Annotated in this window: 15 protein-coding genes; 14 read left to right on the top strand and 1 reads right to left on the bottom strand. The window is 65.2% G+C overall.

Annotated elements, in window-relative coordinates; translation table 11 throughout:
- Positions 1 to 66 precede the first annotated feature (66 nt).
- Genes trbB through GE253_RS12180 form a run of 11 tightly spaced genes read left to right on the top strand, consistent with a single transcriptional unit; the run spans position 67 to position 9,844 of the window.
- A complete protein-coding gene (gene trbB / locus GE253_RS12230) occupies positions 67 to 1,050 on the top strand; it encodes a P-type conjugative transfer ATPase TrbB (RefSeq protein ID WP_348770834.1) in 984 nt (327 codons plus the stop codon).
- Complete coding sequence (locus tag GE253_RS12225) at positions 1,047 to 1,379, top strand: TrbC/VirB2 family protein (RefSeq protein WP_107123483.1); 333 nt, start codon at positions 1,047 to 1,049, stop codon at positions 1,377 to 1,379. Before trbB ends, GE253_RS12225 begins: the two co-directional genes overlap by 4 nt.
- Positions 1,379 to 1,660: a VirB3 family type IV secretion system protein gene (locus GE253_RS12220; RefSeq protein ID WP_153204379.1), complete on the top strand. Its 282-nt coding sequence runs from the start codon at positions 1,379 to 1,381 to the stop codon at positions 1,658 to 1,660. The genes GE253_RS12225 and GE253_RS12220 overlap by 1 nt, the downstream gene beginning before the upstream one ends.
- 12 nt (positions 1,661 to 1,672) lie before the next feature.
- Positions 1,673 to 4,129, top strand: coding sequence for a conjugal transfer protein TrbE (trbE, locus tag GE253_RS12215; protein ID WP_153204378.1), 2,457 nt, complete (start codon positions 1,673 to 1,675; stop codon positions 4,127 to 4,129).
- Positions 4,126 to 4,896: a P-type conjugative transfer protein TrbJ gene (gene trbJ / locus GE253_RS12210; RefSeq protein ID WP_153204377.1), complete on the top strand. Its 771-nt coding sequence runs from the start codon at positions 4,126 to 4,128 to the stop codon at positions 4,894 to 4,896. The genes trbE and trbJ overlap by 4 nt, the downstream gene beginning before the upstream one ends.
- Positions 4,897 to 4,906: 10 nt before the next feature.
- Positions 4,907 to 5,296, top strand: a complete 390-nt coding sequence (gene trbK-alt, locus GE253_RS12205) for a putative entry exclusion protein TrbK-alt (RefSeq protein ID WP_153204376.1) — start codon at positions 4,907 to 4,909, stop codon at positions 5,294 to 5,296.
- A gap of 4 nt (positions 5,297 to 5,300) precedes the next feature.
- On the top strand, positions 5,301 to 6,665 hold the full coding sequence (trbL, locus tag GE253_RS12200) for a P-type conjugative transfer protein TrbL (protein WP_153204375.1): 1,365 nt from the start codon (positions 5,301 to 5,303) through the stop codon (positions 6,663 to 6,665).
- Positions 6,665 to 7,348: a conjugal transfer protein TrbF gene (trbF, locus tag GE253_RS12195; RefSeq protein WP_107123489.1), complete on the top strand. Its 684-nt coding sequence runs from the start codon at positions 6,665 to 6,667 to the stop codon at positions 7,346 to 7,348. The genes trbL and trbF overlap by 1 nt, the downstream gene beginning before the upstream one ends.
- The gene (trbG, locus tag GE253_RS12190; protein WP_153204374.1) at positions 7,345 to 8,394 is read left to right on the top strand and encodes a P-type conjugative transfer protein TrbG; all 1,050 of its coding nucleotides are present in this window, start codon (positions 7,345 to 7,347) and stop codon (positions 8,392 to 8,394) included. The genes trbF and trbG overlap by 4 nt, the downstream gene beginning before the upstream one ends.
- Complete coding sequence (locus GE253_RS12185; RefSeq protein ID WP_348770833.1) at positions 8,391 to 9,617, top strand: TrbI/VirB10 family protein; 1,227 nt, start codon at positions 8,391 to 8,393, stop codon at positions 9,615 to 9,617. The genes trbG and GE253_RS12185 overlap by 4 nt, the downstream gene beginning before the upstream one ends.
- Positions 9,617 to 9,844 (top strand): DUF2274 domain-containing protein, encoded by a 228-nt coding sequence (locus GE253_RS12180; RefSeq protein WP_107123549.1) that lies wholly within the window; start codon positions 9,617 to 9,619, stop codon positions 9,842 to 9,844. The genes GE253_RS12185 and GE253_RS12180 overlap by 1 nt, the downstream gene beginning before the upstream one ends.
- On the opposite strand, the gene GE253_RS12175 is transcribed toward GE253_RS12180, so the two are convergent.
- Positions 9,829 to 10,737 (bottom strand): LysR family transcriptional regulator, encoded by a 909-nt coding sequence (locus GE253_RS12175; RefSeq protein WP_107123492.1) that lies wholly within the window; start codon positions 10,735 to 10,737, stop codon positions 9,829 to 9,831. The genes GE253_RS12180 and GE253_RS12175 overlap by 16 nt on opposite strands.
- Before the next feature lie 253 nt (positions 10,738 to 10,990).
- Between GE253_RS12175 and GE253_RS12170 the strand changes: the two genes are divergently transcribed.
- Genes GE253_RS12170 through tsf form a run of 3 tightly spaced genes read left to right on the top strand, consistent with a single transcriptional unit; the run spans position 10,991 to position 13,609 of the window.
- Positions 10,991 to 11,413: a helix-turn-helix domain-containing protein gene (locus GE253_RS12170; protein ID WP_048649004.1), complete on the top strand. Its 423-nt coding sequence runs from the start codon at positions 10,991 to 10,993 to the stop codon at positions 11,411 to 11,413.
- Complete coding sequence (locus tag GE253_RS12165) at positions 11,410 to 12,276, top strand: alpha/beta hydrolase (RefSeq protein WP_107123493.1); 867 nt, start codon at positions 11,410 to 11,412, stop codon at positions 12,274 to 12,276. Before GE253_RS12170 ends, GE253_RS12165 begins: the two co-directional genes overlap by 4 nt.
- A gap of 10 nt (positions 12,277 to 12,286) precedes the next feature.
- Positions 12,287 to 13,609: a translation elongation factor Ts gene (gene tsf, locus GE253_RS26045; RefSeq protein ID WP_153204372.1), complete on the top strand. Its 1,323-nt coding sequence runs from the start codon at positions 12,287 to 12,289 to the stop codon at positions 13,607 to 13,609.
- Positions 13,610 to 13,618: the final 9 nt, after the last annotated feature.

Here is a 13,618-nt window from a genome sequence, read left to right as displayed (position 1 = left end):
CTGCCTCTTCTACTCATTCCCGATCCAGGGCCGCATGTCGCGGACCCGCAAGAGAACGGGGACGACGTGGCGGCCACTCACCGAAAATCGGAGGCGATCCTTCGCGGCGCACGCATGCTGCGCACGGCCCTCGGGCCGGCGATCGCCCGATTTCTGGAAGACCCCGCGATCGTCGAGGTGATGCTCAACCCCGATGGGCGGCTCTGGGTCGACCGGCTTTCCGAAGGGCTCGCCGACACGGGTGAGCTGCTGTCGCCTTCAGACGGCGAGCGGATCATTCGCCTGGTCGCTCACCATGTCGGTGCCGAGGTTCACCCCGGCGCCCCACGTGTCTCGGCCGAGTTGCCCGAGACGGGGGAGCGGTTCGAGGGGCTGTTGCCGCCAGTGGTGTCCGCGCCGGCCTTTGCGATCCGCAAGTCCGCCGTCGCCGTGTTCACGCTCGACGATTACGTCGCCGCGGGGATTATGGCCGCAGCTCAGGCCGAGACACTGCGCCAGGCGGTCGCTGATCGTCGCAACATCCTCGTCGCCGGCGGCACCTCAACCGGCAAGACCACGCTCACCAACGCGCTGCTCGCCGAGGTGTCGAAAACCTCTGAGCGCGTCGTCCTCATCGAGGACACGCGCGAGCTGCAATGCGCAGCGCCGAACCTCGTCGCGATGCGGACAAAAGACGGCGTCGCCTCGCTCTCCGATCTTGTCCGCTCCTCGCTGCGCCTGCGCCCCGACCGCATCCCGATCGGCGAGGTCCGCGGCGCCGAGGCCCTCGATCTCTTGAAGGCCTGGGGCACCGGCCACCCCGGCGGCATCGGCACCATCCACGCCGGCACCGCCCTCGGCGCCCTGCGCCGGATGGAGCAACTGATCCAGGAAGCCGTCGTCACCGTTCCGCGCGCGCTCATCGCCGAAACGATCGATCTGGTCGCCGTCCTGTCCGGCCGCGGCGCCTTGCGCCGCCTCGCCGAACTCGCCCGCATCGAGGGGCTCCGCCCCGACGGCGACTACCGCGTCACCCCCGCAACCCAGCCCCTCACAGGAGACCCGTCATGATCCAGCATGCTTTGCGCATCCGCCGCCACATCGCCACGGCGGTGTCCGTCACCTTCATCACGTTGACGCTCGCGCCCGCCGCCCACGCCTCCGGCTCGTCGATGCCGTGGGAAGCGCCGCTGCAATCCATCCTCGAATCGATCGAAGGGCCGGTGGCCAAGATCATCGCCGTGATGATCATCATCATCACCGGCCTGACTCTCGCCTTCGGCGACACCTCGGGCGGCGCACGGCGCCTGATCCAGATCGTCTTCGGCCTGTCGATCGCCTTCGCCGCGTCCAGCTTCTTCCTGTCGTTCTTCTCGTTCGGCGGCGGAGCGCTGGTCTGATGGCGACGTCGGCCGAGACGGCGAGCGAAGTGACGGGCTTTTCGGTCCCCGTCCATCGCGCGCTGACCGAGCACATCCTGCTCGGCGGTGCGCCGCGCTCGCTCGCCATCCTGAACGGGACGCTGGCGGCGGCGCTCGGGCTCGGCCTTCGCCTCTGGCTGGTCGGCCTTGGCCTCTGGGCCTTGGGGCACTTCGCAGCCGTCTGGGCTGCCAAGCGCGATCCGCAGTTCGTCGACGTCGTGCGCAAGCATCTGCGAATCCCCGGCCACCTGTCGGTTTGAGGAGCGACGCCGATGATGAACCTTGCCGAATATCGCAACCGCAACACCCGGCTCGCCGACTTCCTGCCCTGGGTCGCGCTGGTCGGCGAAGGGATCGTGCTGAACAAGGACGGCAGCTTGCAGCGCACCGCGCGCTTCCGCGGCCCCGACCTCGACAGCGCCGTACCGGCCGAGTTGGTCGCCGTCGCCGGCCGGCTCAACAACGCCTTTCGTCGCCTCGGCTCTGGCTGGGCGATCTTCGTCGAGGCGCAGCGCCACGGCGCCGCGACCTATCCCGCCAGCATGTTCGCCGACAGCGCTTCCGCGCTGGTCGACGCCGAACGCAAGGCCGACTTCGAGGAAGCCGGCGCGCATTTCGAGTCCAGCTACTTCCTCACCTTTCTCTATCTCCCGCCGGCCGAGGATGCGGCCCGCGCCGAGACCTGGCTCTACGAGGGCCGCGATCACGTCGGTGTCGATTCCCACGAGATCCTGCGCGGCTTCGCCGACCGCACCGATCGCATTATCCAGCTCATCGACGCCTTCATGCCGGAATGCGCCTGGCTTGATGACGGCGAGACGCTGACCTATCTGCACTCGACCGTCTCGACGAAGCGGCATCGCGTCCGCGTGCCCGAGACGCCAATGTATCTCGATGCGCTGCTCGCCGATCAGCCGCTTACCGGCGGGTTGGAGCCCAGGCTCGGCGACACGCATGTCCGCATCCTCACCATCGTCGGCTTCCCGACCGCGACCACGCCGGGCATTCTCGACGAGCTGAACCGACTGGCCTTTCCCTATCGCTGGTCGACGCGGGCGGTCCTCCTCGACAAGACCGATGCCACCAAGCTGCTGACCAAGATCCGGCGGCAATGGTTCGCCAAACGCAAATCGATCGCCGCCATCTTGAAGGAGGTGATGACGAACGAGGCCTCCGCCCTCGTGGACACCGATGCGGCGAACAAGGCGGCCGACGCCGACATGGCGCTGCAGGAACTGGGCGCCGACTATGCCGGCCAGGCTTATGTGACCGCCACCATCACCGTCTGGGACGACGATCCTCGCATCGCCGCCGAGAAGCTCCGGATGGTCGAGAAGGTCATCCAGGGCCGCGACTTCACCGCCATGCCCGAGACCATAAACGCGGTCGATGCCTGGCTCGGCTCACTGCCGGGCCATGTCTACGCCAATGTCAGGCAACCGCCGATTTCCACGCTCAATCTCGCCCACATGATGCCGCTGTCGGCGGTATGGGCGGGACCGGAACGGGACGAGCACTTCGATGCACCCCCGCTGCTTTACGGCAGAACCGAAGGCTCGACCCCGTTCCGGCTTTCCATCCATGTCGGCGATGTCGGCCATACGCTGATCGTCGGCCCAACCGGCTCCGGCAAGTCGGTGCTGCTGGCGCTGATGGCGTTGCAGTTCCGGCGCTATCCGCAGAGCCAGGTTTTCGCCTTCGACTTCGGGGGATCGATCCGCGCCGCCGCGCTCGCCATGCGCGGCGACTGGCATGATCTCGGCGGCGGCCTGACCGAAGGCACCAACGACAGCGTGTCTCTTCAGCCGCTCGCCCGCATCGACGACGTCGCTGAACGCGCATGGGCCTCCGACTGGCTGATCGCCATCCTCGGGCGCGAGAGCGTGCCTATCACGCCTGAGGTCAAGGAGCATCTCTGGTCTGCGCTCTCATCTCTGGCCTCCGCGCCGGTCTCCGAGCGCACGCTGACAGGCCTGTCCGTCCTGCTCCAGTCCAACGACCTGAAGCAGGCGCTGGGACCTTATTGCGTCGGCGGCCCCTACGGCCGTCTTCTCGACGCCGAGGCCGAGCATCTCGGCGAGGCGAAGGTTCAGGCGTTCGAGACCGAAGGGCTGATCGGCACCGGCGCTGCCGCCGCCGTGCTCGCCTATCTCTTCCACCGCATCGAGGACCGCCTTGATGGGCGCCCGACGCTGTTGATCGTCGATGAAGGCTGGCTCGCCCTCGACGATGAGGGGTTTGCGGGTCAGCTCCGCGAATGGCTGAAAACACTGCGCAAGAAGAACGCCAGCGTCATCTTCGCGACCCAGTCACTCTCCGACATCGACGGCTCGGCGATTGCGCCGGCGATCATCGAGAGCTGCCAGACCCGCATCCTGCTCCCCAACGAACGCGCGATCGAGCCGCAGATCACCGCCATCTATCGCTGCTTCGGTCTCAATGATCGTCAGATCGAGATCCTCGCTCGGGCGATGCCCAAGCGCGATTACTACTGCCAGTCCCGGCGGGGCAACCGACTCTTCGAACTCGGTCTGTCCGACGTGGCGCTGGCGCTCTGCGCGGCCTCGTCGAAACAGCACCAGACGCTGATCGCGGAGGTTCACGCCCGTAGCGGCACCGAAGGCTTCCTTGCCGAATGGCTCGCGGAAAATCGCCTCGGCTGGGCCGCCGACCTCATCGCCGGTCTCACCAACGTCACCCCCCAAACCGATCCGGAGGCACACCCATGACTCGTTCCGTTCGTTCCCGCTCGCGCGCGCTGTGTATGTCGGCGGCGCTGTTGACCACGTCGATCGCGTTCTCGCCGATCTTCACCACGCCCGCCACCGCGCAGTGGATCGTCTACGATCCGACCAACTATGCGCAGAACGTCCTGACGGCGGCGCGCACTCTGCAGCAGGTCAATCAGCAGATCACCCAGCTTCAGAACGAAGCCACCATGCTGATCAACCAGGCACGCAATCTGGCGAGCCTGCCATATTCCTCGCTCCAGCAGCTTCAGCAGTCGGTGCAGCGCACACAGCAGCTTCTGCAACAGGCCCAGGGCATCGCCCTCAACGTCCAGCAGATCGACCGCGCATTTCAGACCACCTATGGCAACGCGTCGCTGTCCGCGTCCGATCAGGCGCTCGTGGCCGGCGCGCGCGAGCGCTGGCAGAACACGGTCGGAGGCTTGCAGGACGCGATGCGCGTCCAGGCCGGCGTCGTCGGCAACATCGATACCAATCGCGGCGAGATGTCGGCTCTGGTCGGCCAGAGCCAGGGCGCGACAGGCGCCCTGCAGGCGACGCAGGCGGGCAACCAGCTTCTCGCTCTACAAGCGCAGCAGCTTGCGGACCTGACCGCAGTCGTCGCCGCAAACGGCCGAGCGCAGAGCCTGTCCGAGGCCGAGCGCGCCGCCGCGGCCGAGCAAGGACGCGAGCAGCGGCGTCGGTTCCTGACGCCGGGCACCGGCTACCAGCCGGGCAACGCCCGCATGTTCCCGCACGGCAACTGAGGATACGGCCATGGACGGCAAGATGCTGGCCCGGCTTGGCGCTGTCGTGTTCGTGGCCGTCGCGATCACCGCGACCGCGATCGAAATGAACCGCAAAGAGGAAGTGCGGGAGGCGTGGCCGGCTGGCCGGACCACCCAAGCGCAAGGCGATCCGTTGCACAACGAGCTGATCCGCTGCCAGACGCTCGGCGAAGCGGGCCCGCGCGATCCGGCGTGCCTGCGGGCCTGGGCCGAGAACCGCAACCGCTTCCTCGCCCCCGGTGCGCGACCCGTCGAGCGGCTGCCGGATGTACCACCAGCGCCGCGTGGCGACCTCACCCCCGAATCGGGCCGCTACGATCCGCCGATCTTGGCGCCCGCCGCACCGATCGTGCCGTCTCAGCTCGACGAGGCGAGATGACATCATGGGCGGCACCGGCGTTATCGACCATTTCCTTGAGGTCTTCACCCGCTACATCGACAGCGGATTCGGGTTGCTCAGCGGCGAAGTCGCCTTCATCGCCACGACGCTGATCGTCATCGATGTGACGCTGGCGGCGCTGTTCTGGTCCTGGGGCGCCGACGACGACATTCTGGCGCGTCTGGTGAAGAAAACTCTGTTCGTCGGGGTGTTCGCCTACATCATCGGCAACTGGAACAACCTGGCCCGCATCGTCTTCGAGAGCTTCGCCGGCCTCGGCCTGAAGGCCAGCGGCACAGGCTTCACGACCGCCGATCTGCTCCGCCCCGGCAAGGTGGCCCAGACTGGCCTCGATGCCGGACGTCCGCTCCTGGAATCTATCTCCGGCCTGATGGGCTACTGGTCGTTCTTCGAAAACTTCATCCAGATCGCCTGCATGTTTTTGGCCTGGGCGCTGGTGTTGCTCGCCTTCTTCATCCTCGCCATCCAGCTTTTCGTCACCCTGATCGAATTCAAGCTGACGACACTCGCCGGTTTCGTACTGATCCCGTTTGGCCTGTTCGGTAAGTCGGCCTTCATGGCCGAACGTGTGCTTGGGAACGTCATCTCGTCCGGCATCAAGGTGCTGGTGTTGGCCGTCATCATCGGCATCGGCTCCACCTTGTTCTCCGAGTTCACAGCTGGCTTTGGCGGTGCCACGCCCTCGATCGACGAGGCGATGGCCATCGTGCTCGCCGCGCTATCGCTGCTCGGTCTCGGCATCTTCGGTCCCGGCATCGCCAGCGGCATTGTCTCCGGCGGCCCCCAACTCAGCGCCGGTGCGGCGGTCGGTACAGGTCTAGCGGCCGGCGGCATGATCGCCGCCGGAGCGGGCGCGGTCGGCGCCGCCGCATCTGGCGGCGCGGCCCTTGCCGGAGGCGCAGCAGCCGCGGCCCGGGGCGGTGCCGCGATGGCGGGTGGCGCATCCACTGCCTACAGCCTCGGCGCAGCCGGCCAGTCCGGTGTCAGCGGCGTCGCGTCGGGCCTTGGCGGTGTAGCCCGCGCTGGCGGCAGCGCAGCGGTCTCGCCACTGCGCCGTGCCGCGTCACGCGCCGCCGAGAGCATGCGCTCGAGCTTCAATGCCGGTGGCAAGGCCGCGTTCGAAGCGACCGGTGGCTCCTCGACGATGGGATCAGTCGGTGGCGACGCAGCCGGCGACGGCGGCGGCTCGGCCGCTCCGGCAGCGGCGGGCGGGCCGCCCGCATGGGCACAGCGCATGCGCCGCTCCCAACGCATGACCCACGCCGTTCAGGCGACCGCCCACGCCGTGCGCTCCGGTGACGCCCATGGCGGCGGCTCTTCCGTCAATCTCTCCGAAGGCGACCGCTGATGTTCAAACGACCCTCCACCCACTATGGCAAAGCCCCCGAACCCGAGACGCCCTATCAGCGCGCCGCACAGGTCTGGGACGAACGGATCGGGTCCTCGCGCGTCCAGGCGAGGAACTGGCGGCTGATGGCCTTCGGTTCGCTGATCCTCTCCGCTGGCTTCGCAACCGCGCTGGTCTGGCAATCGGCGCGCGGCACGATCGTGCCCTGGGTGGTGCAGGTCGACCGGCTCGGCCAGGCGCAGGCCGTGGCGCCGGCTGTTGCCGACTATCGTCCGACCGACCCCCAGATCGCCTTCCACCTGGCGCGCTTCATCGAGCAGGTCCGCTCGATCCCGGCCGACGCCATCATCGTGCGGCAGAACTGGCTGCGCGCCTACGACTTCACGACCGACCGCGGCGCGGTAGCGCTGAACGACTACGCGCGGGCCAACGACCCATTCACCAAGGTCGGCCGACAGCAGGTCGCGGTGGAAGTCTCGAGCGTCATCCGCGCGTCTCCAGATAGTTTCCGTGTCGCCTGGGTCGAGCGCCGTTACGAGAACGGCCAACTCGCCACTACCGAGCGCTGGACCGCGATCCTGACAATCGTCGTGCAGGTCCCGCGCAACGCCGATCGGCTCAGGGCGAACCCGCTCGGCATCTATGTCAACGCCATCAACTGGTCACGGGAGCTTGGTCAATGAAGCCGTCTTTCCGTAAAGCCGGAAACCCGGCTTCACACATTTCCGCAATCCCGGCTTTGCGCCGAGGCGCATTGCCGCTTCTGCTGCTGGCGACGTCCGCGCTCGCCGGCTGCGCCACCACCAATCCTCCGCCGGAGATCTCCTACGACAACGCCGCGCCTGCGGTGCAGACGGTGGATCCCCCAGCGCCGGTAACAGTCGTGGAACTGCCCCGGCCCCTACCATTGCCCGGGCAGATGAAACCGGTGGAGCGCTCCCGTCAGGCACCCGAACCGACCGATCCGACAGCACGGGTCAACCAGGCCAATGCTGCAGCCCGCATTCAGCCGGTGCGCGACGGCTTCATCAATTCGATGCAGGTCTATCCGTTCACCCAAGGCGCGCTCTATCAGGTCTATACCGCCGTCGGGCAGATCACCGACATTGCGTTGCAGCCCGGAGAGCAGCTCGTGGGCTCCGGCCCGGTCGCCGCCGGCGACACAGTGCGCTGGATCATCGGCGATACGCAGAGCGGCTCCGGGCCAACGCTTCAGGTCCATATCCTGGTGAAGCCGACCCGGCCGGACCTGATGACCAATCTCGTCATCAACACCAATCTTCGCACCTATCACATGGAGCTACGCTCGACCGAGCGCACCTACATGGCTTCGGTCTCCTGGCAATATCCGCAAGACCAGCTCATCGCGCTGCGTAGGCAAAACCAGGAGGCACAGGCCGCACAACCCGTCGCCACAGGGATTGATCTCGCCAACATCAACTTCCGCTACGAGGTGACCGGCGACCGCGCGCCCTGGCGTCCACTGCGCGCCTATGATGACGGCCGTCAGGTGTTCATCGAATTTCCGCGCGGGATCGCGCAAGGCGAGATGCCGCCGCTGTTCGTGGTCGGGCCCGAAGGTAACACGTCGGAGCTCGTCAACTACCGCGTTCGCGGCAACTACATGATCGTCGATCGGCTCTTCGCCGCCGCCGAGTTGCGGTACGGCTCCGGCGACCGCCAGAAGCGCGTCCGCATCGTGCGTACCGATGGGAGGCCGGCGTCGTGAGCGAGACAGAGCCCCGGAAAGAGGAAGGGCCGGACGAGGAGGCTCGGCCGTTGACCGGCGAGCCCGTCGGTCCCGCGCCGATGCGGCTACGCGCCGAACCGCCGCGAGTCACCCGACTGTCGCGAAAGGTGCTGGCCGGTCTCGGCCTGGTCGCGAGCGTCGGGATCGGCGGTGCGCTCATCTATGCCCTTCAGATGCGCGATGGCGGTCGGCCAAACGAGGAGCTCTACTCGACGGAGAACCGCTCGACAGCCGATGGCATCGCCGGCTTGCCCCGCGATTATAGCGGCGTGCCTCAGCTGGGCCCACCGCTTCCGGGCGACCTTGGCCGCCCCATCCTTGGAGCACAGAATCGCGGCCAGCACGTACCGACGCCCGGCGTGGCCCCACCCAACCCCGGCCTCAGTCCGGAAGAGCAGCGGCGCATTCAGGAACTCGAATCGGCGCGCACGGCGCGGCTGTTCGCCGCCACCGAAACTCGGACGGCCGCGGTAGCACCGTCGCAAACTACGCCCGGCGCACAGCCGATGCCCGATCTCACCAGCCTCGGCCTCGCCCCGCCGCCGACGACGCCAACCGCCCAGGATCGGCAAAACGCCTTCCTCAATGCTGCAGCCGATCGGCGCACCGTCGCGGCTGATCGCGTCGCCGCGCCAGCCTCACCAAACGTGCTGCAAGCGGGCGCCGTGATCTCCGCCGCACTGATCACCGGCATCCGTTCGGATCTCCCCGGCCAGATCACCGCCCAGGTGACGGAAAACATCTACGACAGCCCGACGGGTCGCATCCTCCTTGTGCCCCAAGGCACACGCGTCATCGGCCAGTACGATAATAACGTCCAGTTCGGGCAGAGCCGCGTCCTCTTGGTGTGGAATCGGCTGATCTTCCCGAACGGACGGTCGATCGTTCTCGAGCGCCAGCCGGGCGCCGACGCCGAGGGCTACGCCGGCCTACAGGATGGCGTCGATTATCACTGGTGGGACCTCGCCAAAGCTGCGGGCCTCTCGACCCTGCTCAGCGTCGGCGCCGAACTCGCCGTGGACAATGATGATCGCCTGATTCAGGCGATCCGCAACGGCGGTCAGGACACTATCAATGATGCGGGCCAACAGATCGTCCGGCGCCAGCTCAACGTCGCACCCACGCTGACGATCCGCCCAGGCTTCCCGGTGCGCGTCATTGTCACTCGAGACCTGGTTCTAGAACCTTATGGAGGCTCGTGATGCCCAAGCTCAAACTTGGCCCTTTGATTGACGAAAAGCCAGTCAAGATCACGGTGGAACTACCCGCTTCGTTGCATCGAGATTTGGTGGCATACGGAGGCGCCATGGGCCGCGAGCACGGACAAGGGGCGATCGAGCCTTACAAGCTCGTTGTTCCGATGTTGGAGCGCTTTATCGCGACAGATCGCGGCTTCACAAAGCTCCGCCGGGCTCAAACCGCCGGTTGATGCTCACCGCGAAGTCTTAGGCGCTCCGTCAATTGCCTCAGCGCCGGATTCGCGCATTGAGCGGTCCAAACCGCGGTCCATTGCAGGTGATCTGCGGACTGAACAGGCAAGATGCTCAAGTCGGGGGTGTTCGGGCTGATCATGGACTTCACTGCGAGCGTCAGTCCGAAACCCTCTCGCACGAGGTATATGAGATTGTCTCTACCGACTTGCTGCAAAGATAGTTGCGGTCTGCTGCCGAGGCGTCGCAGATGCCACCCCAGAATCTCCGCGACCTTGAGCCCAAAGGCGTCCGAACTGACAAGGATTGTCTCTTCGGTTAGGTCGCTCCATCCGACAGTCGCAAGCCGCGCAAGAGGATGTTCGACCGACGTAACGACGACGAGCGGCTCCTTCCAAACAGGCAACGCATCAAACCCCTCGATCTGCGGCTCTCCGATGACAAAGGCGACATCGAGCCGCCCTCGCGATACGCCCGCGAGGGTGTCATCGAACGAAGCTTCCTCCACTCGGATCTTCACCTTCGGATATTTTCGTCGATAGGTTCTCAGGAGTTCCGGCAAGGGGCCTTGAGTAAGCGTTCCCATCAGGCCGATCCGCAAGTGCCCGTGTTGCCCGGTGTGGGACGACGCCAGTTCCTTGACCGCCCTGTGGAGATGTTCCGCTCCAACACGCGCTTCCTGAAGGAAATGGCTACCAATGGGAGTCAGGACCACCCCAGTACGGCGGCGCTCGAACAGAGCGACGCCGAGCCGCCGCTCGAGAAGCTGTACTCGGCGTGTGAGCGTAGACTGGTTGACCCCGATGGATAGTGCCGCGCGACGGAACGATCCGTGCTCCGCGGCAAGATGAGCATAACGAAGGTATCGCAGGTCAAGCGAGAGATCGGGCACTCTCGGCCCTCCGCTCCGACCTCCGCATGGTCGGCGTGAGCTTGCAGTTCATCCGACGCGATCGCCAGCCTGGGCCGCAGGTGGCCATCCAAAACCAACCTGCCGGTGAGATCCATCTATCCCCAAACTTCCTTCGGAAGCTCTCTTCCATTCCTCTAAACTCCGCATTATAACCTTTATAAGCCATTATGTGCGACTGAGTCCCTTATATAGGGAATTTAGAGGAACTTAAACCCTGCCAGAGGTAACAAAAATGTCGGAAGAGTTCTATACGGTCGAGTTCGCCGCGGAGCAGTTGAAGCTGCATCCAAAGACCGTCCTCAAATTCATTCGTCAGGGTCAATTGCGCGCCACCAAGGTTGGTCGCCAGTATCGCATCTTGCGCTCAGACCTTGCCGCCTTGGTTGGTGATCATCGTGCGGCTCGGGGCGCGTTGCGCGAGGTTAGGTCGACCACGATCGTCGATATCTCCAACGCGGATGCCGAGTTCGCACGGAGGATGGCGGCACTTCTGACCGGCGCCCGCAAGGCAAACGGCCGGTCTGCCGAGCCCATGAGCGTGGACGTCACACACGATCCGGCGAACAAGCAGGTCAAGATCATCATCGTCGCCCGGCCATCGGATGCTGCCGAACTCCTGCAACTCTCCGAAGTCCTGCTGGAAGGCCGTACATGAGTTCCGCCTTCCGAACACCAGAAGGCGCGAAGGCGGTCCGCGAGAGCTATGAGCAGCTTCTGGAGCATTGGCCGTCGCCAAGCCGTCGCCATCTTGTGCCGACCTCAGCGGGTGAGACGTTTGTGATTGAAAGCGGCCCGCTCGATGCACCAGCCGTCGTCCTGTTGCATGGCACTGCTGCGAATTCCGCCATGTGGCTGAGCGACGTTGCCGCGTGGACCCAGCGATTCCACGTGTTTGCTGTCGACATCATCGGCGATGCTGGTCTCAGCGCCTTCAACCGCCCCGCGCTCGATACCGACGCGCATGCGCGATGGCTAGACGAGGTCCTCTCAGCTCTTTCGATCCAGCGCACGTCGCTTGTCGGCATCTCCATGGGCGGCTGGCTCTCGCTCGACTACGCGACGCGCCGTCCTGAGCGCGTGCAGAAGCTCGCCGTCATCAACCCCGCCGGCGTCGGCGAGCCTCGGAACGTGCTCATCTGGGCGCTGCCGCTCTTGATGCTTGGCCGGTGGGGCCGCCGCAAGATGATTGAGCGGATCGCCGGCGCTCCGAGCGGTGCGCCGTCCCCGGATCAAGCGGCAGTGGCTACCTTCCTAGAACTGATCTTCAGCCACTTCCGGCCGCGCACAGCGGCGCTCCCCCGGTTCGACGATGCCGCATTGGATCGGCTATCTATGCCTGTCCTGGCGATCATCGGAGGTAGGGACGTCTTTATCGACGCGCCCGGTACCCGCGCGCGTCTCGAGGCGCATGTTCATGACCTGACGATGTCGTTCCTTCCAGACGCCCATCACTTCGTACCCGGTCAGACTTCGAAGATCGAAGCATTCCTGGCGGCCAAACCGACAGCGTCAGCATAGGAGCGTCGCTTTGAAGGAGAAGATCGATATCAAACTCGTCAAAGCCCTTCGGAAGCGCACCGCAGCCGGAGTGGTGAGTTGCAGAGACGCGCTGATCGACACCGGTGGCGACCTCGATTCGGCAGTGAAACTCCTGCATGAACGGCATCTCTTGCCCGCCGCCATTGAGCGCCGACCTACGGCCGAGGGGCTGATCGCCTTCCTCGTCGATGGCCGTTGCGGCGTCATCGTTGAGCTCGCTGCAGAGACAGACTTCACTGCCCGCAATCCGCTGTTTCAACAAGCAGCGCAAGCTATCGCGCGGACCACGTTCACGGTGGGAGGCGAATTGGCCGATACGCTCGCAGCGCCGTCGCCCGATGGTCAGGGAGACATCGCAGGCTATGTGCGACGACTGGCTGCAACGTTCGGCGAGAACATTCATGTCCGGAGGGCAAGCATCCTCAGGACCGAGAATGGGTTGATCGGCGCATACGCGCACAATCCGCCGGTGCCGGGCCTTGCGAGAATGGTAGCGCTAGTGGCAATCAGCGGACATGCCCCCGGTTCATCTGGCAATTTAGTTGCCAAGAAGCTGGCCATGCACGTCGTCGGCGCCTCGCCACTGTGGTCGAGCGTCAATCATGTTCCGCCGTCGATTCGCGATCAGAAGCGGTTGAGAATCGACGACGAACGTGAGCATAGCCCAGACGAACGCGACGTCAGTTCCGCCATCGAAGCCCGGCTGGAGCGGTTCTACGAGCAGACCGTCCTTCCTCGACAACGCTACCTGCTCGACCCCTCGATGACCGTTGCCGAGTTTCTGGCTGCCGAGGCCGGGTCCGATGCTCACATCGAGGGTTTCGTCTGTTTCCGCATCGGAGAGGACGCCGCGCACGACGCGCGTGTTGCCGAAGCTGCGGAGTTCGAATGGACCTTCGGCAACGATTGGTCTGACGAGCGCCCTTCGAAACTGACCGCCATCGGCAATGAGCGGGTCTTTGAGATCTCGCTTCGTGGACCGAAGCTGCGGGACGATCGTGATGCCGTCGATCTTATCAATGCGGCATGGTCGGGCGGAGCGACCATCATCGCACTGCCTGTGGAGCGTCTGTCGACGGACTTCTTCCCCCTCAGCACAAGGAAAGCCGGAGCGATCCTCCAGAAGTTCTCGAACTTCGGCACACGCGTTGCCATTGTCGGCGACATTTCCTCCGAACTCAGTGCGAGTTCGGCGCTACGCGACTTCGTCTATGAATCCAACCACCGCGGTCAGGTCGTGTTCGTTCCCGACCTGAAAGTGTTGACGCAAGGATTGCGGAAATCACAGCACGACAACGGGGATACCGCATGAAAAGCCAAG

Origin of the sequence: Niveispirillum sp. SYP-B3756 (assembly GCF_009495745.1) — a bacterium.
Classification (GTDB): domain Bacteria; phylum Pseudomonadota; class Alphaproteobacteria; order Azospirillales; family Azospirillaceae; genus Niveispirillum.
Note: the sequence above shows the minus strand (reverse complement) of the source record. Positions and strands in the feature narration are given on the sequence as shown.

Excerpts from the sequence above, each read along its gene's own strand:
- GE253_RS12225 (WP_107123483.1), top strand. The coding sequence starts at position 1,047 with ATGATCCAGCATGCTTTGCGCATCCGCCGCCACATCGCCACGGCGGTG.
- GE253_RS12220 (WP_153204379.1), top strand. The coding sequence starts at position 1,379 with ATGGCGACGTCGGCCGAGACGGCGAGCGAAGTGACGGGCTTTTCGGTC.
- trbE (WP_153204378.1), top strand. The coding sequence starts at position 1,673 with ATGATGAACCTTGCCGAATATCGCAACCGCAACACCCGGCTCGCCGAC.
- trbJ (WP_153204377.1), top strand. The coding sequence starts at position 4,126 with ATGACTCGTTCCGTTCGTTCCCGCTCGCGCGCGCTGTGTATGTCGGCG.
- trbK-alt (WP_153204376.1), top strand. The coding sequence starts at position 4,907 with ATGGACGGCAAGATGCTGGCCCGGCTTGGCGCTGTCGTGTTCGTGGCC.
- trbL (WP_153204375.1), top strand. The coding sequence starts at position 5,301 with ATGGGCGGCACCGGCGTTATCGACCATTTCCTTGAGGTCTTCACCCGC.
- trbF (WP_107123489.1), top strand. The coding sequence starts at position 6,665 with ATGTTCAAACGACCCTCCACCCACTATGGCAAAGCCCCCGAACCCGAG.
- trbG (WP_153204374.1), top strand. The coding sequence starts at position 7,345 with ATGAAGCCGTCTTTCCGTAAAGCCGGAAACCCGGCTTCACACATTTCC.
- GE253_RS12180 (WP_107123549.1), top strand. The coding sequence starts at position 9,617 with ATGCCCAAGCTCAAACTTGGCCCTTTGATTGACGAAAAGCCAGTCAAG.
- GE253_RS12170 (WP_048649004.1), top strand. The coding sequence starts at position 10,991 with ATGTCGGAAGAGTTCTATACGGTCGAGTTCGCCGCGGAGCAGTTGAAG.
- GE253_RS12165 (WP_107123493.1), top strand. The coding sequence starts at position 11,410 with ATGAGTTCCGCCTTCCGAACACCAGAAGGCGCGAAGGCGGTCCGCGAG.